Origin of the sequence: Campylobacter upsaliensis (assembly GCF_900637395.1) — a bacterium.
In the GTDB taxonomy this organism is placed as follows: domain Bacteria; phylum Campylobacterota; class Campylobacteria; order Campylobacterales; family Campylobacteraceae; genus Campylobacter_D; species Campylobacter_D upsaliensis.
Genome location: NZ_LR134372.1, coordinates 1,325,614 through 1,349,203 on the forward strand (window position 1 = coordinate 1,325,614; position 23,590 = coordinate 1,349,203).

The following is a 23,590-nucleotide window of genomic DNA, read 5'->3' on the forward strand; positions in this document are numbered from 1 at the left end:
AAAATAAATTTTTGTGAAATAATGTTACTAAAAGTAAAATATGCTAAAATTAACAGCAAAAAAAGGAGTATTTTGAGCTTACATCAACCCACTTTAAGAGTATTAAAAATTTTAGAACTTCTTGCTAACTCACAAGAAAGACTTACTTTAAGCACCATAGCCAAAAAGCTAAACATTCCCACAAGCACCATTTATCCTATTTTACAAACCCTACAAGAAAAACAATATGTCCAGTGTGATTTAAAGCATAAAACTTATCATTTAGACTTTCAAATTCTTGCTTTATCAAATCACATCAAAAGCGAAAATAAAGTCCTTGAACTGATTAAAAAGCATATGAAAACCATAAGAGATTTAACGCAACAAACCTGTCAAATGGGAATTTTAAAAGAAGGCAATGTGCTGTATTTGGAAAAAATAGACGCTAATAATCAAGTCCAACTCAAATCCTTCATAGGCACTTCTTACCCAGCTTATGCGACCTCTTTAGGCAAGGCTTTACTAGCAAATAAAAATAAAAATGAATTAAAAAAACTTTACCCACAAGCTTTTCAAAAAATCACAACAAAAACACTCAATAACATCGAGGAATTATATCAAGAATTAAAAAGCATCAAAAAAAATAAAATCGCCTTAGAAAGTGGCGAAATGAATCCGCAAATTGAATGTATGGCTATAGGGATAGAGCATAAAGGCAAGATTATAGCCGCCATTAGCATTTCATATTTGCTTTATTATTCTAATGAAAAATTTAGAGAAACAAATAAAAAAATTTTACAAGAAGAAAAAAATAAGATAGAAAAAGAGCTTAGCTTTAGTTTTCCGGATTTAGATGCTATTTATTAAAATAGCCCAAAAAAGGGCTATTATTCTTGTTCTTTAAGTTTTAAATTTTGCTCACCATAAAGTCCCGTTCCAACAGGGATAATACGACCCAAAATGACATTTTCCTTCAAGTCCTCTAAATAGTCAAATTTACCCGCTATACTTGCTTCTGTTAGCACCTTAGTCGTTTCTTGGAAAGAGGCTGCTGAGATGACACTATCACTTCCTATGGCTGCCCTAGTTACCCCTAAAAGCACAGGCTCTGCTATGGCTGGTTCGCCGCCCATTTTGACGATTTTTTCATTTTCCTCACGGAATTTACGGCGTGAGACTAAATCTCCCTCGATAAATTTAGTATGTCCGCTATCGACCACCCTAACCTGCCTTAACATTTGAGAAACGATAACTTCAATATGTTTATCAGAGATCACAACACCCTGTCCGCGATACACTTGCTGAATTTCGCTTATAAGATAATAATGCAAAGCTTTTTCGCCTAAGATTTTAAGCACATCGTGGCTTGAGATTAAGCCGTCTGTAAGCTTTTCGCCTGCGTGGATAAATTCGCCATCTCTTACTTGGATATGCTTGGATTTATCAATAAGATATTCAGCACTTGAGCCGTCTTCAGCCTCGATGATAATTCTTTCTTTTGAGCGTAAAGGTTTGTCAAAACGCACTACGCCATCAATCTCCGCTATCACGGCGGCATTTTTAGGCTTTCTCGCTTCAAAAAGCTCACTAACACGCGGCAAACCACCCGTAATGTCTTTTGACTTTGCTACTGCTTTAGGAGTTTTGGCTAAAATGTCCGCTTGTGAAACCTTATCGCCATCGTGGATAAATATAACCGTCTTTGGCTCAAGCTGATAACGCACAACCTTATCATCTTTTCCAGCTATGAGTAGGGTAGGACGCACTCCACTTGGCAAATATTCATTAATCACCAAAGAACGCTTACCAGTCGCCTCATCAAGCTGCTCATCTGCACTATAACCAGCCTCAATGTCCTCAAAACTTACCACGCCGTCAATCTCCGCTATAATAGCATTATTATACGCATCCCACTCGGCTATGACGCTTTTATCTTTTTTCGCCGCACTTGCAATAATGGCATTAACATCATTTATCACCGCACTATCATCAAATTCTATTTTAGACTCTCTAGGGATATAATGCCTTTTTGCCTCTCTGTCATTTTCATCGGCAATCACAACAAAAAAGCCTTTTTCTTTGACTATATCGCCCTTTTTAACCTTACGCACTCTATCAAGCCCATCGCCTTTAAGGATGTAAAATTTCAAAGTTCCTGTCTCGCCAGCCTTAATGTCCTGCACGACAGGGTCGCCGTCATTGACTAGAATTTCACTCGCATAAGGGATACGATTAGGCACATTCCACCCCTCCTTAATCGCCTCGACTATACTTTCATTTTCATTAACCAAAGCACCATTTTGATATGGTAAATAAAGCTTTCCGTCTATATTTCCACTCACACCAGCTAACTCGTTTGGCTTGGCAAGATCATATTTTCTTAAAATAAATTTAGCTTCTTTTTTCTTATCCTTAATAGAAACAATCACATCTTCGTGAATGCTTTCTATGCTGATAGTTCCCTTAAATGGAGCTTTAATTTTAGGCTCTACAAGCAAAATCGCCGCATTTCTACGATTTGCGACTATATTTTTACCCTCTTTATTTTTGTATGTTTTAAGATTATAAAATCTTATAAAGCCCTCTTTTTGTGCGCTCACTTGTCTATCTTGTAAATCCGTGCTAGCCGTTCCACCGCTGTGGAAGGTTCTAAGCGTAAGCTGAGTCCCCGGCTCACCAATAGATTGTGCCGAGATAATGCCCACAGCCTCGCCCGGCTTGACAAGCTTACCTTCACCCAAATTCACACCATAGCATTTCGCACAAATACCCTTTTTAGCCTTACAAGTGATAGGAGTGCGGATATTTACACTCTTAATTCCACTTTCAGTAAGCACTCTAGCCTTCTCTTCGTCAATCAAAGCTCCCTCAGCAAAAAGAACAAAATTTGTAATAGGGTCAATCACATCTTCAGCTAAAACCCTACCCAAAATACGCTCTTCTAAAGTTTCTACTATGGAGCTATCAGCGGTGATTTCGTTAATCTCAATGCCCTCATGAGTGCCACAATCATAAGTTGTAATTTTAACATTTTGTGCCACATCGATAAGTTTTCTTGTCAAATACCCTGCATTTGCTGTTTTAAGAGCGGTATCGGCAAGTCCCTTTCTCGCACCGTGAGTTGAGATAAAATACTCAAGCACATTAAGTCCTTCACGGAAATTTGAAATAATAGGCGTTTCAATAATGCTACCATCAGGCTTAGTCATCAAGCCTCTCATAGCGGCAAGCTGTGAAATTTGTGCTGCACTACCTCTTGCACCACTATCTGCCATCATATAAATAGAATTAAAACCCTCTTTGTCCTTTTGCACAAGCTCCATCATCTCTTTTGACAAAATATTATTCGTGCTTTTCCAAATATCTATGATTTTATTATATCTTTCGCCTGAAGTGATTAAGCCTAGGTTATAAGAATTTTGAATTTCTCTTACTTGCTTTTTAGCTGCATCAATCGCCTTTTGTTTTTCATTTGGCACGATAATATCAGCTATGGAGATAGAAACGCCTGCCTTAGTCGCATATTCAAAACCTAAATTTTTAAGCTTATCCAAAAAGTTTGCAGTGATCTTTAAGCCACCTTGCTTATAAACATAATCCACCAAAGCGGCAATGTCTTTTTTCTTTAGCACCTTATTCCACATATTTTCAGGGACAAAATCAGGCAAAATAGACTTAATAATCAAACGCCCAGCCGTAGTCGCACATTTACGCCCATCGATAATGGTTTGGATATTTGCATGAATATCAAGGCAATTTGACTCCATCGCCATTACAACCTCATCAATGCCTGTGCAAATTTTATGCGCTCCTTTTGCACCCACTTTTTCTAAAGAAAGATAATAAATTCCTAAAACCATATCTTGAGAAGGCACGGTTACGGATTTTCCGCTCGCTGGTAAGAGGATATTCATAGAAGAAAGCATTAAGACCTTACATTCAGCAATAGCTTCTTGAGAAAGTGGCACATGCACAGCCATTTGATCGCCGTCAAAGTCCGCATTAAACGCCGCACACACTAAGGGGTGTAGCTGAATAGCCTTACCCTCGACTAAAACAGGGTGAAAAGCTTGGATAGAAAGCTTATGTAAAGTTGGGGCACGGTTAAGCATTACAGGGTGTCCTTCAACAACCTCTTCAAGGCACTCCCAAACTTCATTTGTTTTATTTTCTATCATTTTTTTAGCTTGTTTAACCGTAGTAGCATAACCCTTTTCTTCAAGCTTGGCTAAAAGGTGTGGTTTAAAAAGCTCTAAAGCCATTTTTTTAGGCAAACCGCACTGGTCCATTCTAAGCTTAGGTCCTACAACGATAACACTACGACCAGAGAAATCCACCCTTTTACCTAGCAAATTCTGTCTAAAACGCCCTTGCTTACCCTTAATAATCTCACTCAAAGACTTAAGCGGTCTTTTGTTTGCTCCCTTGACGGCATTTGCACGGCGACCATTATCAAATAAAGCATCTACGGCTTCTTGTAACATTCTTTTTTCATTTCTAATGATAATTTCAGGCGCGTCAAGCTCGATGAGTTTTTTAAGCCTTGTGTTTCTATTAATCACGCGACGATACAAGTCATTAACATCACTAACCGCAAATTTACCTCCATCTAAAGCAACAAGAGGGCGTAAATCAGGTGGCAAAACGGGTAAATTTGTAATCATCATCCACTCAGGGCGATTTGGCACTGCGTCTTCGCTGTCAATATTTGCATTAAGATTAGAATTTAAGAAATTTTCTACCACTTTCAAACGCTTAATGATAGTCTTTTTCTTCGCTTCGGAATTTGTCGCTTGCATTTGCTCTTTGAGTTGATTTAATAAAGCAACTAAATCTAAATTTGCAAGCAAATCACGCACGACCTCTCCGCCCATTCTAGCTTTAAAATCGGTATTTTCATAGCGTTGCATTAAGCTTTGATACTGCTCTTCATTTAAAACATCACAAAATTCGACTTTTTTGGAATTTTCATTATCATAATAAGCCTCGCCCGGATTCTCTACAATGTAAGCTTCATAATATAACACACGCTCCAAATCCTTCATCTTAACACCAAGCAAAGTTCCTATACGACTTGGCAAAGAATTGACATACCAAATATGTGCCACAGGTGTTACAAGCTCTATATGTCCCATTCTGGAGCGGCGAACCTTAGAATTTGCGACTTCAACGCCACATTTTTCGCATTTTACGCCCTTAAAACGCATTTTTTTATATTTACCACAAAGACACTCATAATCTCTAATCGGTCCAAAAATTTTCGCACAAAAAAGCCCATCTCTTTCAGGTTTTAAGGTGCGGTAATTAATCGTTTCAGGTTTTTTAACCTCGCCATAAGACCAAGATTTAATTCTTTCAGGACTAGCTAGTCTTAATTGAAAAGCTTCAAAGTCTCTTGGTCGATTTTCTTCTTTAATTTCTATTACTTTAAATTTACTCATTTTCCTCGTCCTTATCAAAAATCTCAACATCTAAGGCTAAAGACTTTAGCTCATTTGTTAAAACAAAAAAGGTTTCAGGTATGCCTGTGGCTGGGACATTTTCGCCCTTAGTTAAAGCCTTATAGGCACTAAAACGACCTTCAACATCGTCAGATTTTATAGTAAGCATTTCACGCAAAGTATGTGCCGCTCCGTAAGCTTCCAAAGCCCAAACTTCCATTTCTCCAAATCTTTGTCCTCCAAAGAGGGCTTTACCGCCAACTGGTTGTTGTGTGACTAAAGAGTAAGGTCCTGTGCTTCTTGCATGCACTTTTTCATCAACTAAATGGTGTAATTTTAGCATATACATACATCCTACATGCACACGCTCTGCGATCTTTTCTCCCGTGCGTCCATCATAAAGCTCTGTTTTGCCGTCCATATCAACCTTTGCCATTTTGAAAAGCTCGGCAAATTCCTCTATATTAACCCCTTCAAAAACAGGAGTTGCAAATTTCACACCTTTACTCCAATCTCTTGCATAATTTAAAAGCTCTTCATCGCTTAAGCTCTCCACAAAGGCTTTTTCGTTTGCAAGGCGTGGGATAGAGCAAATTTCAAGCATTTTTTTGCGTAAGCTTTTAATGAAATCTTTTTGCTTTTTGTCAAAAAGTTCTTGAATTTGTTCGCCCAATTTCAAGCCTACAAGCCCTAAATGGCTTTCTAAAATTTGCCCTATATTCATACGACTAGGCACACCGAGTGGATTTAAGGCTATATCAACGCTCTTTCCATTTGGAAGATAAGGCATATCCACCTCAGGCACTATGGTCGAAACTATGCCCTTATTTCCGTGTCTTCCTGCCATTTTATCGCCGACCTTAAGCTTTCTTTTTGTCGCAATATAAATTTTTACAAGCTTAACAACTCCACTTGGTAAAATGTCATCTTTTTCTAAAATTTCAAGCTTTTCATCGTGTTCGGCTTTAAATTTTTTCTTTTCATTTTGGAAATGATTTTTCAGATCTTCATATTGTTTTTGCACTTCTTTAGAATAAGCTTTAATGAGGCTTGTTAAAATAAAACGATTAACCTTTTCTAAATCTTCCTTAGAAACTTTTTGTCCCTTTTTATAGGTCTTTGAGCCTACTTTTTGTTCGCTATTTAAAGGGGCTTTAGCTAAAAGCGCATAGACTCTTAACATTTCCTCTCTATCCATCATTAAAAGTCTGTCGTGATATTCTTTTTCTAAGACTATTTTTTCTTTATCGTAAGATTTTAAAGCCCTATCATCTTTTTCATAGCCTTTCTTAGTGAAAATTTTCACATCAACCACAACACCCTCTAAAGAAGCGGTAGCGTATAAGGACTTATTGACAACATGTCCTGCTTTTTCGCCAAAAATAGCCCTCAAAAGCCTTTCTTCTGGGGTAGGCTTGACCTCTCCTTTTGGAGAAACTTTACCAACTAAAATCATACCTGGCTTAATGTGTGTGCCTATTTTTGCGATTCCGCTTTCATCGAGGTGTGCCACATCATCTTCTTTGACATTTGGAATATCTTTAGTAATTTCCTCAACGCCGTCCTTTAATTCTCTTGCTTCAATTTCTTTTTCATAAATATGCACACTTGTGAAAGTATCCTCACGGATAATTCTCTCACTCACAACGATAGCATCTTCATAATTGTAACCATTCCAAGGCATAAAGGCGATGAGAGCATTTTTACCTATGGCTAACTCACCTTGATCCATACTAGGACCATCGGCTATAATTTGTCCAGCCTTAACAACATCGCCCTTTTTAACGATAGGATGTTGGACATAATTTGTATTTTGATTTGTTCTTAAATTCTTTTCTAAGCTATAATGGTCGATAAAAGGACCCTTTTCATCTTCACCTAAAATAAATATGCTTTTATTATCGACTTTTTCTATCACTCCACCTCGTCTAGCTTTAACAGCCTCCCACGCATCGCGAGCTATAATTCTCTCCATACCTGTACCGACAATAGGCGCAGAAGAAGTTAAAAGTGGCACGGCTTGGCGTTGCATATTTGAACCCATTAAGGCTCTGTTAGCATCATCATGTTCTAAAAATGGTATCAAAGACGCTGCCACGCCCACAACCATACCCGAACAAAGGTCGATGAGTTGGACTTCCTCTCTTCTTGCAAGAATCGTTTCGCCATCTTGCCTTGCCTCTACAAATTCCTCGATAATATTACCCTTAGCATCGATTTTTGTCGAAGCTGGAGCGATGAAAAGCCCCTCTTCTTGAGTAGCAGTAAGATAAACGACCTCATCACTCACTTTACCATTTTCCACCTTTCTATAAGGTGCTTCGACAAAGCCAAGCTCATTAACCTTAGCATAGGTAGAAAGGGTATTAATAAGACCGATATTTTGACCTTCTGGAGTTTCAACAGGACAAATTCTGCCATAATGAGTCGCATGCACATCACGCACCTCAAAACCTGCCCTTTCTTTCACTAAACCACCCTCGCCTAATGCAGATAAACGGCGTTTGTGAGTTACCTCACTTAAAGGGTTTGTTTGGTCCATAAATTGCGATAATTGCCCACCTGTAAAAAATTCCAAAATTGTTGTCGTAATCATCTTAGGATTAATCAAATCATAAGGCATCACCTTATCTAAATCCGCATTTAAAGAGCTAAATTTATCTCTAATCGCCTTTTGCATTTTTGTAAGCCCTAAGTGAAGCTCATTTGCTAAAAGCTCACCTATGGAGCGGATACGGCGATTACCTAAATGATCTCTATCATCGATATAACCCTTACCATTTTTAACCTTTATGAGATATTTTGCAGTCTTGATAATATCTTCATTTGTTAAAACTGTGGTGTATTCAGGCACATCAAGGGCTAATTTATGATTCATTTTCATACGACCTACCTTAGTCAAATCATAACGCTCAGGATTGAAAAATAAATCATTTACAAAGGCTTTAGCTGCGTCTTTTACGACAGGCTCTCCCGGACGCATAACCTTATAAATTCTAATTGCTGCTAAATCATTTTCATCTTCCAAATTTTCACTTTGTTTTAATAATTTTAAAGTTTCATTATCCTGTATGAAAGAATTAATAATCGCCGCATCAACGCCATTTGCCAAATCATTAGCTATATTAAAGCTTTTTTGCTCTTTAATTTTAGCAAGTTTTCCCTCATCAATAAGAGTAAGAGAGTCAAAAAGCACTTCTCCGCTCTGCTTATCAACAATAGGACTTGCTAAGTATCTATTGATAAGGACTTCCAAAGGATATTCCACCCACTTTAAGCCATCTTTAATCAGTTGTTCAATTTTCTTCTTTGTCAGTCTTTTACCTGCTGGATGGACGATCTTACCTTTTTCATCTTTTATATCATATTCGACCCTATCAACAAAGTCATTAGGATTAAATTCTGTCAAAAATTTGTCTTTTTTCACATGAATAGTTTGAATAGGATAAAATAATTTTATAATATCTTGTTTTTTATAGCCTAAAGCTCTAAAAAGCATAGTTATAGGGACTTTTCTGCGTTTATTGATTCTAACATAAAGCACATCTTTAGCATCATATTCAAAATAAAGCCACGAACCACGATCTGGTATGATTTGAGCAGTATAAACAAGCTTATTTGCCACAGTGGAGCTTTCCTCTTCTTTAAAAATCACACCCGGACTTCTATGAAGCTGATTAACCACAACTCTTTCTACACCATTAATGATAAAGGAAACTCTATCTGTCATTAAAGGAATTTCGCGTATAAAAATTTCTTGTTCTTTAATATCCTTAATACCTACCTTCTCACCCGTTTTTTCATCTTTTTCGTGAAGAGTGAGACGAATTTTCATTTTCAAATTTACCGAATAAGTTAGTCCTCTTTCCATACACTCTCTTATGGTGTATTTTGGCTTACCTATTTCACTGCTTACATATTCTAACGAAAGTCTATTTTGTGGATCGTGGATAGGAAAAATGGATTTAAAAACCTTTTCTATACCACTTTCGCTTTTTGTATCACTAAGATTTAAAAAATAATCAAAACTTGCTTTTTGTAATTGAAGAAGATTTGGAATTTCAATTTGTTTAGAAATATTGGAGAAATCTACCCTAAAACGATTTCCTAATTTATTATTTAACATATATCTATACCTCATTGGTAAATTTGTAAATTTAAAAAGAAGACCTAAAAAAATTTAGGTAAAAAAAGGGAATTTTACAATTCCCTTAAACTTCAAAGTTTATTTTAACTCAACTTTAGCACCAGCTTCTTCGAGTTGTTTTTTAGCTTCTTCGGCATCTGCTTTAGCAACACCTTCTTTTAAGGTTGAAGGAGTTTGCTCTACTGCATCTTTAGCCTCCTTAAGACCAAGACCTGTAAGAGCACGAACGATTTTAATAACTTCGATTTTCTTCGCACCGCTATCAGTTAAAACGATGTCAAATTCAGTCTTTTCCTCAGCTGCAGCAGCACCGCCACCAGCAGCAGCACCGCCAGCTACCATAACAGGAGCAGCAGAAACGCCAAATTTTTCTTCAAATTCTTTTACAAGTTCTGATAATTCAAGAACACTTAAATTTGAAATATACTCTAATACATCTTCTTTAGAAATTGCCATTTTTTATCCTTTTTTAATTTTCTGTTTCTTTTTTATTTTTAAGCGCATTTAAACCGATAGTAAAATTTGTAATCGGTGCGTTCCAAACTTGCAAAAGCATAGCAAGCAACTCATTGCGTGAAGGCATTTTAGCCAAGGCTTTAACCTTAGCAATATCCGCAACTTCACCATCAATAAAGGCGGTTTTAATTTGAAATAAATCGTTATTTTCTTCAAATTTCGCCGCGACTTTAGTAACACTTAGTTGATCTTCGCCCCAAAGATAAATATTTGTATCTTTAAGAACTAAACCTGTTTTACCGGAATTATTAAGAGCAATGTTAGCCAAAGTGTTTTTAATAATCTTTACTTCAACACCATTTTCTCTTGCGTTATTTCTAAGCTCTTCAAGCTTTTTTGTGCTAAGACCCTTGTAATTACACACCACAATAGCCTCACTAGCCTTAAAACTCTCCTCAAGCTTAGCGATAACTTCCACTTTTTCACTTCTAGTCACATCTTCTCCTTTCCGATTGAGATTTCAAGCAGAGCGATTTCTCATTTAAGTCCTAAGACCTCGGCTATCTTCAATCTAAAATAAACATTTCAAAGAAAATCTTTCTCTCAAATGTTTATTTATAAGAGTTGTTTTCACAACTCTTATTTCATATCTAAAAGCTCTTGAACTTCAAGCTTTACAGATGGACTCATCGTTAAAGAAAGTGCCGCATTTTTAATATATCTTCCCTTTGCAGCAGCTGGTTTATGCTTATTAATCGCCTTAACAAAAGTGCTGATATTTTCCAAAAGCTTCTCTTTTGTAAAGCTAACTTTTCCAAGTCCTGCGTGGATATTTCCTTGCTTATCAACACGGAAATTAACTTGTCCGCTTTTTGCATTATGCACAGCTTGTGCGACATCCATAGTTACTGTGCCTGTTTTAGGATTTGGCATTAAGCCCTTAGGTCCTAAAATTCTACCAACTTTACCAACAAGACCCATTAAATTTGGTGTAGCAATTAAAACATCAAAATTCATATTGCCTTTTTGAATTTCCTCGACCAAATCATCACTTCCTACTATATCCGCTCCAGCTGCTTGTGCTTCATCGGCTTTAGCGTCTTTTGCAATGACAGCCACACGCACTTTTTTACCTGTCCCAGCAGGTAAAACAACAGAACCGCGCACCATTTGATCGGCGTGTCTTGGATCAACATTAAGCTTTAAAGCAATTTCAACCGTTTCATCAAATTTAGCCGAAGCAAGAGTTTTCACCACATCAACAGCTTCATTTAAAACATAATTTTTTTCAGAATCAATCTTTTTTGTTAATTCTTGTAATCTTTTTGTAATTTTTGCCATTTATTTTCTCCGCATTTTAAAGTGCTACCGCTTCAATCCTAGCGGTAAGGATTCATCAATCTACGATTTCAACACCCATAGAACGAGCCGAACCTGCTATAATTTTTGCCGCTTGGTCCCTATCTTTAGTGTTTAAATCTGCAAGTTTCTTATCAACAATTTCCAAAACTTGCGCACGAGTTAGCTTACCAACCTTATTTTTAAGAGGATTGTCCGCACCTTTACTAATCCCTGCTGCTTTTTTAATTAAATCCGTAGCAGGAGGCTGTTTAGTAATAAAAGTAAAACTTTTATCTGCATAAACTGTGATAACAACAGGGATATTAAAACCTGCCATATCTTTCGTTCTTTCATTAAAAGCCTTACAAAATTCCATAATATTAACACCTTGCTGACCTAAAGCTGGACCAACAGGAGGTGATGGATTCGCTTTTGTAGCAGCGATTTGTAATTTAATTTCGCCTACGACTTTTTTAGCCATAATCAATACTCCTTTAAAAAATTTAAATAACTTTCTCAACTTGAGAATATAAAATTTCTACTGGTGTTGAACGCCCAAAAATAGAAACATTAAGCTTTAATAAACCACGAACCATATCATATTCTTCCACTATGCCCGTAAAATTTGCAAAAGGACCCTCTATAATTCTTACATTTTCGCCCTCTTCAAAAGAAATTTTAGGCTTAGGAGCAGCTTTATTATAAGCTTTTTCTAAGATTAAATTAATGTCTTTTTCGCTTAAAGGTGTAGGGTTTTTAGACTCACCTATAAAACGCCCTACCTTTGGTAAAGACTGAATACGATGCCAAAGCTCTGTGTCTAAATTAAGGTTTGCAAAAACATATCCAGAATATAAACTTCTTTCACTAATCTTTTCTTTACCATTTTTAAATTCAATCACATCTTCGGTTGGAACGACAATTTCTTTTAATCGCTCTTCAATTTTATTATCTTTAACTAAATTCTCAATAGCCCTCTTCACAGCCATTTCACTACCAGCATAAGTTTGAATCGCATACCATTTATGTTCGCTCATCTAACACCTCACACTATGGAAGAAACAATAGAGGACATAATCCAATCCACTAATGCCAAGAACAAAGAAACCACAGTTACCACGATAAATACCGTAATGTAAGCATTTCTCACTTGCTCTTTTAAAGGAAAAATCACTTTCCTTAGTTCAGCTTTTGATAATTTAAAATAAGTTACTAATTTTTCCATTATAAAACCTCAATCATGGCAGGGCAAGAGGGATTCGAACCCCCAACCATCGGATTTGGAATCCGGCGCTCTACCGTTGGAGCTATTGCCCTAAGGCACAAAGCTTAACTTTTTAGCTTGACTTCTTTATGAAGCGTGTGTTTTTTTAACCTCGGGCAATACTTTTTAAGCTCTAATTTTTCCGTAGTATTTTTGCTATTTTTATAAGTGCTATAATTAATATCGCCGCATTCTTCACACTTTAAACCAACTTTAACTCTCATCTATTTTCCTTAAAAAATAAAGCCAAGATAAACTTGGCTTTTTAAATTTACTTGATAATTTTAGAAACAACACCAGAACCAACAGTCTTACCACCTTCACGGATAGCAAAACGAGTTCCTTCCTCAAGTGCAACTGGAGCGATAAGGCTAACCGTAATTCTTACATTTTCACCCGGCATAACCATCTCAACACCATCAGCTAATTTAATAGAACCAGTTACATCAGTCGTTCTTACATAAAACTGCGGACGATAGTTGTTAAAAAATGGAGTATGACGACCGCCCTCATCTTTATTTAGAATATAAACTTCTGCTTCAAAATCAGTATGAGGAGTGATAGATTTAGGCTTTGCAAGAACCATACCACGAAGAACATCTTCTTTTTTTGTTCCTCTTAAAAGCACACCGACATTATCGCCAGCCTCACCTTGATCCATTTCTTTTCTAAACATCTCAACGCCTGTAACTGTTGTAGTTTGAGTATCTTTGATACCCACTATCTCAATAGTATCGCCGACTTTAACCACACCTTTTTCAATTCTACCTGTTACAACAGTTCCACGACCAGAAATTGAAAAAACATCTTCGATAGGCATCAAGAAGTCTTTTTCAGTATCTCTAACAGGAGTTGGGATATACTCATCAACTGCCTTCATAAGCTCTAAAATCTTAGCTGACCACTCGCCATCTTGTCCCGCCTTAGCCTCTTCTAAGGCTTGAAGAGCAGAACCGGAAATGATAGGAGTGTCATCACCTGGGAAATCATAAGAGCTTAAAAGTTCTCTAATTTCCATTTCAACCAATTCTAAAAGCTCTGCATCATCAACCATATCAGCCTTATTCATAAAAACTACGATATAAGGAACACCCACTTGACGAGAAAGCAAAATGTGCTCTCTAGTTTGTGGCATAGGACCATCAGCAGCAGAAACAACCAAAATCGCTCCGTCCATTTGTGCCGCACCTGTAATCATATTTTTAACATAGTCGGCGTGTCCCGGACAATCCACATGAGCATAGTGACGATTTTCTGTCTCATACTCAATATGAGAAGTTGCAATGGTAATACCGCGTTCTTTTTCTTCTGGAGCATTGTCGATATTATCATAATCTTTAAGCTCAGCCAAACCTCTTCTTGACAAAACAGCAGAAATAGCCGCTGTTAGAGTAGTTTTACCGTGATCTACGTGACCAATAGTACCAATATTTACATGTGGCTTGTTACGAGAAAATTTTTCTTTAGCCATTTTATTCCTCCGTATAAAAATTAAATAAGCAAAGGCAAGTCTAAATTCATTGAAATTTTTTCAAATTATGGAGCTCATAGCGGGAATTGAACCCGCGACCTCTCCCTTACCAAGGGAGTGCTCTACCTCTGAGCCATACGAGCGCTCAGAAAAATCGCACATAAAAATAGACAACTAAAAACTCTTTAATAGGGAAATTCTGTAAGTTTTATAAATACAGCTCCCAGTCAAACTTTGGAGCGGGAAACGGGACTCGAACCCGCGACCCTCAGCTTGGAAGGCTGATGCTCTAGCCAACTGAGCTACTCCCGCAAAGCTATGGTGGTGAGTCGTGGATTCGAACCACGGAAGGCAAAGCCAGCAGATTTACAGTCTGCCCTCGTTGGCCACTTGAGTAACTCACCTAAAAAATAACGCTAAAAACGATATCTGGTCAAACACTGCTAAAATTCAATGGAGCTGGTTAAGGGACTTGAACCCCCGACCTGCTGCTTACAAGGCAGCTGCTCTACCAACTGAGCTAAACCAGCAAATAAAAATCGCAATTCTACCTTAAAAAAAATTTTTTGTCAAGAACTAGAAAGGCAATCTTAAATTTTGTGATTTTAAAGACTTCATTAAGAAAAAAACATAAAAACGCAAATGCCAATAAAGCTTCCAAAAAGGTCTTGCTAATTTAGCTATAAAGAAAAATCGACTTTTAACTTGAGAACCGATGACACTCCCCTCGTTTTCTGGAATTTTAAGACTAAAGTTTTCACCAACCCAAATATAACTCATAACCTTGTGGATATAAAACATATCTGTATAAAAATCGACAGGATAATACATCTTTTTTAAATTATCAAGCCATTTTAATGCGGCACTAGGCTTGATATAATAGGCAAAAGCACCAAAAGAAAATCTTTTTTCACAAAGATAAAGTTTATCCTTAATGTGCTTATAGCCGTAATTGCGGAATTTAACTTTTACAAATTCATAAGGGATCTCTTTTAAAAAGTTAAGAAATTCGGCGAAGTCCCCCCTCCCCCCCCTTCAAAATAAAAATCATCTTCTAAAATCAAGACCGCCTCATTAAGCTCTACACATTTTTGCCATAGGCTAAGATGACTTGCAAAGCAAGCAAGTTCAGTATCTAAAATGCCACAACCCCCTCCTCTACCACAAAAAGCAAGAGAACGAAATTTAGGAAAATAAGAGGCAAATTTTTCCATATTTTCTTTTATTTTCGCATCTATGGCTTCAAAAAATTCAAAGCTTATCTCATCTTTTAAATTTGGATAATTTTCAAAAAATCTTTCTATTTGTTTTTGCATAAGCTTTTTACGCTCCAAGCTTCTTTTTAAATTGATAATAAAAATTTTCATACTTTCCCTTATAAAATCATTGATGAAAATCAAAAAGATTTAAAAATTTCTTCGCTCTCTGGGTTTTTGGGCTTTGAAAAAATTCTTCGGGCTTAGAAATTTCGACTATCTCGCCATTATCCATAAAGACGATTTTATCTGCCACAGCCTTAGCAAAGCCCATTTCGTGCGTAACAATAAGCATAGTCATACCCTCTTTAGCCAAATTTAACATCACCTCCAAAACCTCTCTAACGATTTCAGGGTCAAGCGCAGCGGTAACCTCATCAAAAAGCATTAGCATAGGATTCATACAAAGGCTTCTAACGATGGCTATGCGTTGCTTTTGTCCCCCACTAAGCTCCCTTGGATACGCCTCAAGTTTGTGTAAAAGTCCCACTTTTTCAAGCCAAATTTTAGCCTCGTTTAAAACCTCATCTTTAGCTCTTTTTTGCACCTTTAAGGGTCCAAGTAAAATATTTTCCTTAACGCTTAAATGTTCAAAAAGCTCGTAAGATTGAAACACCATACCCACTTTTTGCCTCATTTTAGTCCAGTGCTTATAGTCTTTAGTAATTTTCTCTCCATCGATATAAATCGCCCCAGAGGCAATCTCCTCAAGTCCATTAATGCAACGAAGTAGGGTCGATTTCCCACAGCCACTAGGTCCTAAAATCACCACGACTTCCTTTTGATTCACCTCTAAATTGATATTGTTTAAAGCTTTGTGTGTGCCGTAAAATTTCACTAAATTTTCTATTTTTAATACACGCATTTTAACCCCACTTTTTTTCTAAAGTCCTAGCATACAAGGACACAGGATAACAAATCACAAAATAAAGCATAAAAATTAATCCATAAATCACAAAGGGCGCAAAATCATTTTGATTATGAAATTCTATGATTTGCTGCCCTACTTTTACAAGCTCCACCGCACCGATTAAATAGGCAAAAGTCGTGCTTTTTATCATACGCGTGAGTAAATTCATACTAAGAGGAGTGAGTCTTCTTAAGGCTTGAGGAATAATAATGTAAATATAGGCTTGTAAAGGGGTTAAACCCAGTGCGGCGGCGGATTCGTATTGATGTTTGGGTATGCTTTGTAGGGAACTTCTCACTAAATCCATCATTTCAAAACTCCCCCAAATACTAAAAACAATAATAGACGCTGCTACGCTACTTAAATCAAGTCCAAGCCACCTTGAAAAGCCAAAATATACAATAAAAAGCCACACTAAAAGCGGCATCACACGCACAAATTCCAAGCCAAAACGACAAATTACATAAATATAAGAATTCTTAAGACTCATCAAAATCCCAAGCAAAAGCCCACCAAAAGAAGTGATAACAATGCTCACAAAAGAAATTTCAAGCGTGATGAAAAGCCCCTCACCAAGTCTAGTAAGGCTATTTATATTTAAAATTTCAAGCATATCTTAGCCTTTTTTCCACAAAAGAAAGCATTAAAGAAAGTGGTAAAATAAGACACAAATAACCCATAAATAGCATAAATAAAAGCTCGTCTGTCTTATAAGTTAGTGAATTTAAGCTTTTCATCAAAGTTACCAAATCGGGTAAAGCAATAATGCTAACGACCGAAGTTTCTTTAATTAGAAAGATGATATTAGCGCTGATTCCACTCATCGCTACCGCCAAAGCTTGAGGCAAAATCACATAACGCAAATTTCCAAAAGCACTAAAACCAAGGCTAAGTCCTGCTTCAAATTGTTGTTTTTTAACAGATTCAAAACCTGCCCTTAAGGCTTCTGCCATATAAGCCCCACCCAAAAAACTAAGCCCCACAATCGCACAAGCAAAGGCAGGTCTTAAGCTCTCATCTACACTAAGACACAATAAATTTAAAGGAAAGATAGTTTCAAGATGAAATCCTAATTTTGGTAAGGCATAATACAAAAAGAAAAGCTGGATTAAAAGAGGGGTATTGCGCGAAAATTCTATGTAAATTTGGCATAAATTTCTCATAAACTTGAGCTTAAAAAAGTGCATTAAAACGCAAAAAAAGCCTATAATTAAAGAAAATACGACACCCCAAAAACTAAGTTTTAAGGTCAGCCAAGCCGCCTCGACAAAAGCAGGAATATGCGTCAGTATAAAGTGAAAATCCATCTTTTCCCTACAAATTTAACAATCATTTTAAGTCTTAGATTGTAGCAAAAATTTGTTGCGAAATTCTTATGAAAAAAGTTTAATTTGCTTTAAATTTGCTATTTTGCATTATAATCTCGCAAAATATTATCAAGGTATAAGGATAAAGATGATTTTGCTTGATGGCAAGGCTTTAAGTCTTAAAATAAAAGACGAGCTTAAAAATATGAGTTTGACACTGAAAACTAAGGGCGTTGAGCCTTGCTTGGCAGTTATTTTGGTCGGCAATGATGCGGCAAGTCAAAGCTATGTCAATGCTAAAGCAAAAGCGTGCGAAGTGTGTGAGATTAAATCTTTAGTTTATAAATTAGATTTTAACACTACGCAAAATGAACTTTTAGCCCTCATTAACACTCTCAATTACGATGATAGTGTGCATGGTATTTTAGTCCAGCTCCCTCTACCACCGCACATTAATAAAAATGTCATTTTAGAAAGCATATTAAGCTCTAAAGATGTCGATGGCTTTCATCCTATCAATGTAGGCTATTTAAATTTAGGTATCGAAAGCGGCTTTTTACCCTGCACACCTTTAGGAGTGATGAAGCTTTTAAAAGCCTACGAAATAGATCTTGAAGGTTTAGATACCGTTGTTATCGGCGCTTCAAACATAGTCGGTCGCCCTATGGCAACAATGCTTTTAAACGCTGGAGCGAGTGTAAGCATTTGCCATATTAAAACAAAGGATTTAAGTTTTTATACGCAAAAAGCGGACTTAATCATAGTCGCCGCGGGCTGCGTGAATTTACTCAAAGAAGATATGGTGAAAGAGGGAGTTATAGTTGTTGATGTGGGGATTAACCGCATTGACAATCACTTAGTGGGCGATGTCGATTTTGACAAAGTCTCCAAAAAAGCAAGTTTCATAAGTCCCGTTCCTGGCGGTGTAGGACCTATGACAATCGCGATGCTACTTGAAAATACTATTAAATCCGCCAAAAATAGACTTTTAAATCCTCAAATTTAAGGATCATTATGAATTTTCTTAAAAAATTTTATACTTTTTTTAATTCTTGGACTGGGACGATTATTTTTGTATTGCTTGTGATTTTTTTCTTTGTACAAGCCTTTATTATCCCTAGTGGTTCGATGAAAAATAGCCTTTTAGTTGGAGAAATGCTTTTTGTGAAAAAATTTAGCTACGGAATTCCTACTCCGCATATTCCTTGGCTTGAAATTCCTATTTTACCAGATTTTGATGATGATGGACATTTGATTAGCGGAGATGGTCCTAAAAGAGGAGATATAGTCGTTTTTAGATACCCTCACGATGAAAAAATTCATTTTGTTAAACGCTGCGTAGCTAAGGGTAATGATAGGGTTATTTATGCAAATAAAACGCTTTATGTGAGTATGAGTGAGGGAGAGAATTTTATGCGAGAAAATTATCCCAAAGATGACCTTATAAAACTTGGCGGACGACTTTTTGTCAAAGAGCCTTATAAACAAAAGGGAATTCACTATGAAGAGCAAGTTAATATGGATGATCTTATAGAAAAATATGCTCTCTTAGGGCAGTTTGCTATGACGAAAATTAATCTTAAAGAACTTGGGAATGCTTATGTTTTCGATGTGCCAGAAAATGAATATTTTATGATGGGAGATAATAGGGACTTTTCTTCGGATAGTCGTTTTTGGGGTTCTGTGCCTTATAAACTCATCGTAGGACAGCCTTGGTTTGTGTATATGTCCTTTGACAAAAACTATAATATACGCTGGGAAAGGATAGGTCGCTTCGTAGATAGCCTAGAAAATGAAGAAAAATTCATCAAAGATGATGATAGTGGGGATACTTTAAGCTAGTCAAGGAGCGATTGATAAATTGCTCCTTTTTACACCAAACGCTTAAAAAACTGATGAAAAAATGAAAAATACTTGACAAATTAAAGAACTTTTTGGCATAATCACTTCTTTTATTTGTCTCCTTAGCTCAGCCGGTAGAGCATCTCCCTTTTAAGGAGGGGGCCGTTGGTTCGAATCCAACAGGGGACACCATTTTGGGTCGCTTAGCTCAGTTGGTAGAGCGCCACCCTTACAAGGTGGATGTCATAAGTTCGAGTCTTATAGCGACCACCATTGCTTCTTAGGTGCAGCGGTAGTTCAGCTGGTTAGAATGCCGCCCTGTCACGGCGGAGGTCGCGGGTTCGAGTCCCGTCCGCTGCGCCATTTATGTCTCCTTAGCTCAGCCGGTAGAGCATCTCCCTTTTAAGGAGGGGGCCGTTGGTTCGAATCCAACAGGGGACACCACTTTATAGGGTTTGACCCTTTCGTCTAGTGGCCCAGGACAACACTCTCTCTGTGTGGAAACAGAGGTTCGAATCCTCTAAGGGTCGCCAAATTTGGTCGCTTAGCTCAGTTGGTAGAGCGCCACCCTTACAAGGTGGATGTCATAAGTTCGAGTCTTATAGCGACCACCATTGCTTCTTAGGTGCAGCGGTAGTTCAGCTGGTTAGAATGCCGCCCTGTCACGGCGGAGGTCGCGGGTTCGAGTCCCGTCCGCTGCGCCATAGTTTAATTAAACAAATTCACAGGAAGTTGTATAACATTTTTTATAAGATTAAAGGGTGTTTTAAGCGTATCAGCTAGAATTTGAGTTTGAAATTTAGGGTCATCAAGCGAACCATTGACTTTGATATTTGTGCTAATTTCTTGATTTTTCCCTAAAATCACATAATTTAAAATCGGCACTTTAGAGATGGTATCAGAAGCCGACTTTAAAGTCTTAAGCTCTAAATTTAAATCTAGACTATTAAGTCTCAAATTTGCACTTCCTAAGCCAAATAAATCCACACTATCGCCATTAAGATTAATCGCAGTGAAGCTAAGTAGGTCTTTTTTACGATTAAATAGCACTTTACCATCTTGTATATGAAGTCCTTTTTGATTAAAAGTTGGTGCCCTAAACATCACTAAAGACGGCACAGTATCTATAAAAGAAACCAGCTGATTAATCCCCTTTAAATCCCTAACATAAGTATTTTTAACCCCAAATTCTCCCTCAAAAAACTCATCGCTACTTCCCTCAGCCTTGACATTAAAAACACCTTCTTTAAAGGCATTTTTTTGTAAAAAAGTGTTTAAAAATTCATCGCTCATATCATTTGCTATAAGGCTTAATCTTTCAGGAGATTTATGAAAAGAAATTTGCGTTTTGCCACTACTTGCACTAGCATTTAGCACAGCTTTATTTAAAGAGGCTTCCAAGCGTTCAAATGATAAAGTTTTATTCATATCTAAAAGAATAATGCCCACATTTGCTCCACCTATTTTAATATGATATGGATTTGTCTCCAAAGCAAAGCTTTTTTCGCTTTCTCCCTTTTCGTAAAGATAAGTGAGATTTTTAAAATGCAATTCTTTTAAAGCTGGAGTGAAAGTCGCACTTATTAAGTTGCTTTTTGAACGCAGTGTTAAATTCCCTCCCAAACTTTGAATTTCGAAGCTGTCGCTAGTATAAGGCTCTTTTGCATTGATTAAAAAACGCTTCTCAAAACTCGCCTCATCAATGCTTACATTAAAATCATTAAAATTCCTACTCTTATAATGCAAACGCCTAATATCCCTTAATCCTAAACTTTTTGCTACACTCAAATAAGGCATAAAAATTTGTAAATTTTCTAAAGTTAGCTCTAGCCCTTCGCTAAAATTTAAATTTGCATTCCACGCGGGGATATAAAGCTTCACCGCTTCTTTATAATCTAGATTAAATTTCACATTTTGATTTCTCATATCAAAATAATCATCATAGTAAAGCCTTAAAAGCTCCGTGTCAAACACGCCATTTTTTTGCTCTAAATCGATATTTGCTTTTAAATTTGCACTTAAAAAATCGTTACTAACTCCATTTGCATTGATATTTAATTGACCATTGTGAAATTGCACTGAGGCGGAGTTGATATTAAAATTTGCCAAAGAAAGTGCGGCATTACTTAAGGTCAAATCGCCCTTATAAAAAGTTTTTGCATTTTCATTAAAGCCTATTTTTAATTCCACGCTTCCGCTTGTTTTGCCACTTTTTTGATAAAAAGGCAAAGAAAAATCATAATTTTTCAAAGCATTGGCTAATTTTTCATCAAAAACGACCGCCCCACTTTTAATCAAAAGGTAAATTCCTGCTTTTTTAGAATCCAGCAAATCATACAAATACACCTTACTTTCACTTAAATTTGCTCCGTTATAACTTGCTTTTGCAAAATTTAAATCAAGCTTTTGTTTAGAAAAATTGATAGTAAGATTAGGGATAGTAATGGGCGTCATTTTCTCATCTAAACGCACCGATACATTTTTCGCAAAGCCCTTTGCCTTAAGTTCATCTAAATAATACTCTTTTTTGGAAAAATCTGCAAAACCCTCCAAAAAATCCAAATGATAAAATTCCGCCTTAGCTCTTTCAAAAAGCCATAGGTCAAGCTCCTTTGGAAGCTGAATTTGTTTTTTTATGTGTTTTGATAAAAGATTGATATTTTTAAGATTCATATCTTCAATTTTATAAGAAAGCTGCCCATTTTTAAAAGATAAAGTGGTATTAAAATCTAAAAAAGAAGAATCTGCCCTCGCTTTTAAATGATAAAATTCGCTTTTTGCATTGATATTTAAATCACCCGCTATATTAATGCCATATTCTTTTACGAAAAGCTTTTGAATTTGTGCCTTAAGCTCATCTTTTTCACGCTTTAAATCAAGCTTTAAAAAAAATAAATCTCCATCGACAAAAAATTCCTTACCATCAAAATAAATTTGCACCTTATGTTTGTCAAAAACGAGATTTTCTACATTTATCTCCTCAACAAAAGTATAAAGATATTTCAAATTCTTCGTAATTTTTAAAAGTTCTTTAGAGGCGAAATTTTGATTGTTTTTATTAGAATTTACAGAAAGATTATTTTCATTAATGATAATATTTTTTGCTCTCACTATTAATTTTTTATCCATTTTTATATATAATTGCTCCAATTTTAAAAAATCAAATTGGACACTTGAGATGGAAATTCCGTTTTTAAGCACTAAAAATGCGATAAATATTAATCCTAAAATCCCTAATATAAAATATAAAATTTTCTTTTTCATACGCAACTTCTTTTTAATTTTTACTCTAGGGCTTGGGTTTTATCTTATCCAACCCTTGCCGAGCAATTCTGTCGTTCATATCCCTAAAGGCTCAGTAGGACAAATTATAACACATTTAAGGCAAAATCATTACGAATTAAGTGCGATTGATAAATATGTCCTCTTTTTGCTAGGACATCCACAATCAGGCTGGATTAATATAGGCACAAAGCCCCTAAATAGAGCCGAATTTTTACACAAGCTTACCATTTCAAAGGCAGCCCTACAAATCCTCACTTTAATCCCGGGCGAAACTAGCGTAGTATTTTTAGATCTTGCCGCACAAAAATTAGATTTAAATAAAGAAAAACTTTTAGCCGAATTTAAAAAACAAGCCCCTTATGAAGAAGGCGTTTTTTACCCTGAAACTTACAAAATTCCAAAAGGCATTACAGAAGACTTACTTATACAAATTCTGCTTTCTTACGCACATAATCAGCATAAAAAAACGGCGGAAAAAATTTTTGGTGAATATAACGCTAAAAAATGGCATCAATACATCATCACCGCTTCAGTGATTCAAAAAGAAGCTGCAAGTGAAGAGGAAATGCCCGTAGTCGCTAGTGTGATTTATAATAGACTTAAAATTGGCATGAAACTACAAATGGACGGGACTTTAAATTACGGCATTTATTCTCATGCTAAAATCACGCCCCAAAGAATAAGAGAGGATAATAGCCCTTATAATACTTACAAATTCGAAGGTCTGCCTAAGGAAGCCGTGTGCAATGTCTCTTTAGCGGCGATTCGTGCGGCGATTTTCCCACAAAAAACAAATTATTTATATTTTATGCGCGATAAAAAGACAAAAAAACACATCTTCACAACAAATTTAAATGATCATAATAAAGTCATCAAAGAACAAAGATAAAT

General features: G+C 36.3%; 20 protein-coding genes and 12 tRNA genes. 11 read left to right on the top strand and 21 right to left on the bottom strand.

Translation table 11 applies throughout. The features are described 5' to 3' along the window. Positions 1–72: 72 nt before the first annotated feature. Complete coding sequence (locus EL158_RS06600) at positions 73–846, top strand: IclR family transcriptional regulator (protein ID WP_034956332.1); 774 nt, start codon at positions 73–75, stop codon at positions 844–846. Positions 847–866: 20 nt separating this feature from the next. Here EL158_RS06600 and rpoC read toward each other — a convergent pair whose 3' ends face one another. The 20 genes from rpoC to EL158_RS06700 all read right to left on the bottom strand — a co-directional run bounded on the left by rpoC (position 867) and on the right by EL158_RS06700 (position 17,572). Beyond that, on the bottom strand, positions 867–5,420 hold the full coding sequence (rpoC, locus tag EL158_RS06605) for a DNA-directed RNA polymerase subunit beta' (RefSeq protein WP_027304859.1): 4,554 nt from the start codon (positions 5,418–5,420) through the stop codon (positions 867–869). Continuing rightward, on the bottom strand, positions 5,413–9,546 hold the full coding sequence (gene rpoB / locus EL158_RS06610; protein ID WP_004277758.1) for a DNA-directed RNA polymerase subunit beta: 4,134 nt from the start codon (positions 9,544–9,546) through the stop codon (positions 5,413–5,415). Before rpoB ends, rpoC begins: the two co-directional genes overlap by 8 nt. Before the next feature lie 99 nt (positions 9,547–9,645). Beyond that, on the bottom strand, positions 9,646–10,023 hold the full coding sequence (gene rplL / locus EL158_RS06615; protein WP_004277759.1) for a 50S ribosomal protein L7/L12: 378 nt from the start codon (positions 10,021–10,023) through the stop codon (positions 9,646–9,648). A 13-nt stretch (positions 10,024–10,036) separates the two neighbouring features. Continuing rightward, a complete protein-coding gene (rplJ, locus tag EL158_RS06620; RefSeq protein WP_027304858.1) occupies positions 10,037–10,519 on the bottom strand; it encodes a 50S ribosomal protein L10 in 483 nt (160 codons plus the stop codon). Positions 10,520–10,662: 143 nt separating this feature from the next. Then, positions 10,663–11,364: a 50S ribosomal protein L1 gene (gene rplA / locus EL158_RS06625; protein WP_027304857.1), complete on the bottom strand. Its 702-nt coding sequence runs from the start codon at positions 11,362–11,364 to the stop codon at positions 10,663–10,665. Positions 11,365–11,419: 55 nt separating this feature from the next. Further along, positions 11,420–11,845: a 50S ribosomal protein L11 gene (rplK, locus tag EL158_RS06630; RefSeq protein WP_027304856.1), complete on the bottom strand. Its 426-nt coding sequence runs from the start codon at positions 11,843–11,845 to the stop codon at positions 11,420–11,422. 22 nt (positions 11,846–11,867) lie between these two features. After that, the gene (nusG, locus tag EL158_RS06635) at positions 11,868–12,401 is read right to left on the bottom strand and encodes a transcription termination/antitermination protein NusG (protein ID WP_027304855.1); all 534 of its coding nucleotides are present in this window, start codon (positions 12,399–12,401) and stop codon (positions 11,868–11,870) included. A gap of 8 nt (positions 12,402–12,409) precedes the next feature. Continuing rightward, positions 12,410–12,589, bottom strand: a complete 180-nt coding sequence (secE, locus tag EL158_RS06640; RefSeq protein ID WP_004275235.1) for a preprotein translocase subunit SecE — start codon at positions 12,587–12,589, stop codon at positions 12,410–12,412. A 16-nt stretch (positions 12,590–12,605) separates the two neighbouring features. Beyond that, positions 12,606–12,681, bottom strand: a tRNA-Trp gene (locus tag EL158_RS06645). Between the two features lie 12 nt (positions 12,682–12,693). Further along, complete coding sequence (gene rpmG / locus EL158_RS06650; protein ID WP_004275236.1) at positions 12,694–12,852, bottom strand: 50S ribosomal protein L33; 159 nt, start codon at positions 12,850–12,852, stop codon at positions 12,694–12,696. Between the two features lie 47 nt (positions 12,853–12,899). Continuing rightward, the gene (tuf, locus tag EL158_RS06655) at positions 12,900–14,099 is read right to left on the bottom strand and encodes an elongation factor Tu (RefSeq protein ID WP_004277763.1); all 1,200 of its coding nucleotides are present in this window, start codon (positions 14,097–14,099) and stop codon (positions 12,900–12,902) included. Between the two features lie 68 nt (positions 14,100–14,167). After that, a tRNA-Thr gene (locus EL158_RS06660) sits at positions 14,168–14,242 on the bottom strand. Positions 14,243–14,334: 92 nt separating this feature from the next. Then, positions 14,335–14,411, bottom strand: a tRNA-Gly gene (locus EL158_RS06665). A 7-nt stretch (positions 14,412–14,418) separates the two neighbouring features. After that, positions 14,419–14,503: transfer RNA gene (locus EL158_RS06670), tRNA-Tyr, on the bottom strand. Positions 14,504–14,553: 50 nt separating this feature from the next. Further along, a tRNA-Thr gene (locus EL158_RS06675) sits at positions 14,554–14,629 on the bottom strand. A 46-nt stretch (positions 14,630–14,675) separates the two neighbouring features. Next, positions 14,676–14,930, bottom strand: coding sequence for a hypothetical protein (locus EL158_RS06680; RefSeq protein WP_027304854.1), 255 nt, complete (start codon positions 14,928–14,930; stop codon positions 14,676–14,678). Positions 14,931–15,091: 161 nt separating this feature from the next. Next, entirely contained in the window at positions 15,092–15,466 is a 375-nt protein-coding gene (locus EL158_RS06685) for a glycosyltransferase family 25 protein (RefSeq protein WP_027304853.1), read from the bottom strand. Between the two features lie 16 nt (positions 15,467–15,482). Then, positions 15,483–16,220 (bottom strand): amino acid ABC transporter ATP-binding protein, encoded by a 738-nt coding sequence (locus EL158_RS06690; RefSeq protein WP_027304852.1) that lies wholly within the window; start codon positions 16,218–16,220, stop codon positions 15,483–15,485. Position 16,221: 1 nt separating this feature from the next. Continuing rightward, complete coding sequence (locus EL158_RS06695) at positions 16,222–16,878, bottom strand: amino acid ABC transporter permease (RefSeq protein ID WP_027304851.1); 657 nt, start codon at positions 16,876–16,878, stop codon at positions 16,222–16,224. Further along, positions 16,871–17,572: an amino acid ABC transporter permease gene (locus EL158_RS06700; protein WP_027304850.1), complete on the bottom strand. Its 702-nt coding sequence runs from the start codon at positions 17,570–17,572 to the stop codon at positions 16,871–16,873. Before EL158_RS06700 ends, EL158_RS06695 begins: the two co-directional genes overlap by 8 nt. A 148-nt stretch (positions 17,573–17,720) precedes the next feature. On the opposite strand from EL158_RS06700, the gene folD reads away from it, so the two are divergent. The 9 genes from folD to EL158_RS06745 all read left to right on the top strand — a co-directional run bounded on the left by folD (position 17,721) and on the right by EL158_RS06745 (position 20,118). Beyond that, positions 17,721–18,578 (top strand): bifunctional methylenetetrahydrofolate dehydrogenase/methenyltetrahydrofolate cyclohydrolase FolD, encoded by an 858-nt coding sequence (gene folD / locus EL158_RS06705; RefSeq protein WP_027304849.1) that lies wholly within the window; start codon positions 17,721–17,723, stop codon positions 18,576–18,578. Positions 18,579–18,586: 8 nt separating this feature from the next. After that, positions 18,587–19,414 (top strand): signal peptidase I, encoded by an 828-nt coding sequence (gene lepB, locus EL158_RS06710; protein ID WP_027304848.1) that lies wholly within the window; start codon positions 18,587–18,589, stop codon positions 19,412–19,414. Positions 19,415–19,530: 116 nt separating this feature from the next. Further along, positions 19,531–19,606: transfer RNA gene (locus tag EL158_RS06715), tRNA-Lys, on the top strand. A gap of 5 nt (positions 19,607–19,611) precedes the next feature. After that, positions 19,612–19,687: transfer RNA gene (locus EL158_RS06720), tRNA-Val, on the top strand. 13 nt (positions 19,688–19,700) lie between these two features. Beyond that, a tRNA-Asp gene (locus tag EL158_RS06725) sits at positions 19,701–19,777 on the top strand. Positions 19,778–19,782: 5 nt separating this feature from the next. Further along, a tRNA-Lys gene (locus EL158_RS06730) sits at positions 19,783–19,858 on the top strand. Positions 19,859–19,871: 13 nt separating this feature from the next. Then, positions 19,872–19,947, top strand: a tRNA-Arg gene (locus EL158_RS06735). A 5-nt stretch (positions 19,948–19,952) separates the two neighbouring features. Then, positions 19,953–20,028, top strand: a tRNA-Val gene (locus EL158_RS06740). A gap of 13 nt (positions 20,029–20,041) precedes the next feature. Beyond that, positions 20,042–20,118: transfer RNA gene (locus tag EL158_RS06745), tRNA-Asp, on the top strand. Positions 20,119–20,122: 4 nt separating this feature from the next. Here EL158_RS06745 and EL158_RS06750 read toward each other — a convergent pair. Beyond that, positions 20,123–22,678: a YhdP family protein gene (locus EL158_RS06750; RefSeq protein ID WP_027304847.1), complete on the bottom strand. Its 2,556-nt coding sequence runs from the start codon at positions 22,676–22,678 to the stop codon at positions 20,123–20,125. Between EL158_RS06750 and mltG the strand changes: the two genes are divergently transcribed. Next, complete coding sequence (gene mltG / locus EL158_RS06755; protein WP_027304846.1) at positions 22,593–23,588, top strand: endolytic transglycosylase MltG; 996 nt, start codon at positions 22,593–22,595, stop codon at positions 23,586–23,588. The two genes, EL158_RS06750 and mltG, sit on opposite strands and share 86 nt — an antisense overlap. Positions 23,589–23,590: the final 2 nt, after the last annotated feature.